Source organism: Xanthomonas codiaei, from assembly GCF_002939785.1.
GTDB classification, from domain to species: Bacteria; Pseudomonadota; Gammaproteobacteria; order Xanthomonadales; family Xanthomonadaceae; genus Xanthomonas; species Xanthomonas codiaei.
The window spans coordinates 1-1,076 of sequence record NZ_MDEC01000079.1 but is presented as its reverse complement, the minus strand read 5'-3'; the positions used below and the strand labels follow the sequence as shown (position 1 = coordinate 1,076).

Genomic DNA, 1,076 nt, shown 5'->3' with positions numbered 1-1,076 from the left:
TAAAACGTTTCTTCACGTCCAATCTCCGTCGGGTAGGGAATTGGACTCCAAACTGCGGTGCTACTCAAAATCGGGGGGACGTCGCCAATACGCCTACGATTGAGCTGATCAAACACGGTCATCGGGTGGCCGGTCGCATCTAGCTCCCATGTGAAGCCATTGGGAATCCTCTGCCGATCCATAGAGTACATAAGCTGCAAGGACTGCTTTTCTCGCACGCTCCAAGGAGTGAACTCATCGTAGAGGGCAGCGCAAATGTTCCACCACTCGTACAACGGCGACTTCGACGCACTGCTTGCGTCAGATGAGGAGATTTCGTCCAGATTGAAGTACCTGGTTGACACGGCAAAACGAGAAAGGAACTCTACAATTTGATCATCAACACCTACCGCGTCCTTCTGTGCGTCCGAAGGTCGATAGACCTTAAGCAACCCATTGCAGGTGGCGAACAGGCCGGCAATGTCATGGCCGTAGGACCTTAGCTGGCTCTTTGTGGGGGCCTTCAGATCGTTCTTGATCATGTAGTCCACAACTACCGCCAGCTTCAGAATTCTCTCAATTCCGATGGAGAGGTGGAAAAAGGCGGAATAGAAGTACCCGTCCTTATCCGCACCGAACTCGGCTTTCAAGAGCAGATCAAATCCGGACAGGATCGAATTCTTTGCAAGATGGGCCTCTTGAAGAAGTAGCGAAAACTGCTTCGAAAACCTCACGGATCTCACGACGTACGCTCTCCTCACTCAGTTCTTGGGCAGCGGAAGGGCCATCTACAGGACCAATTGCTACGGACCCGTGCAGGCGGGCTGTGCTCTAACGGTAATCGCCCCGCTTTTAGCGATCGCCAGAAGTGGAGCTAAGCGGCCATCGCCAACTTCATGGCAGGCGTGATGCCGCCGAGCGCCATATTCGGACGCTCGTGGTTGTACGTCCATAGCCAGCGGGTGGCTTTGTCCTGCACCTGGTCGATGGTTTCGAACAGGGTTCGGGCGAGCTAGGAAAGGTCTGATCAACTCACCACAGATGCGCGACACTACCGCCTCATGTAGAGGATTCATCCATGCAGCTGACGTTCGGTG

The 1,076-nt window shown here is 53.9% G+C and carries 1 protein-coding gene and 1 pseudogene; both read right to left on the bottom strand.

The window, feature by feature from the left end:
• Positions 1-713, bottom strand: a 713-nt coding sequence (locus tag XcodCFBP4690_RS22870; RefSeq protein ID WP_167394757.1) for a hypothetical protein, incomplete at its 3' end; no start/stop codon positions are given.
• A 140-nt stretch (positions 714-853) separates the two neighbouring features.
• Positions 854-991, bottom strand: a pseudogene (locus XcodCFBP4690_RS22115) (integrase core domain-containing protein); the annotation flags it as partial.
• Between the last annotated feature and the right edge of the window lie 85 nt (positions 992-1,076).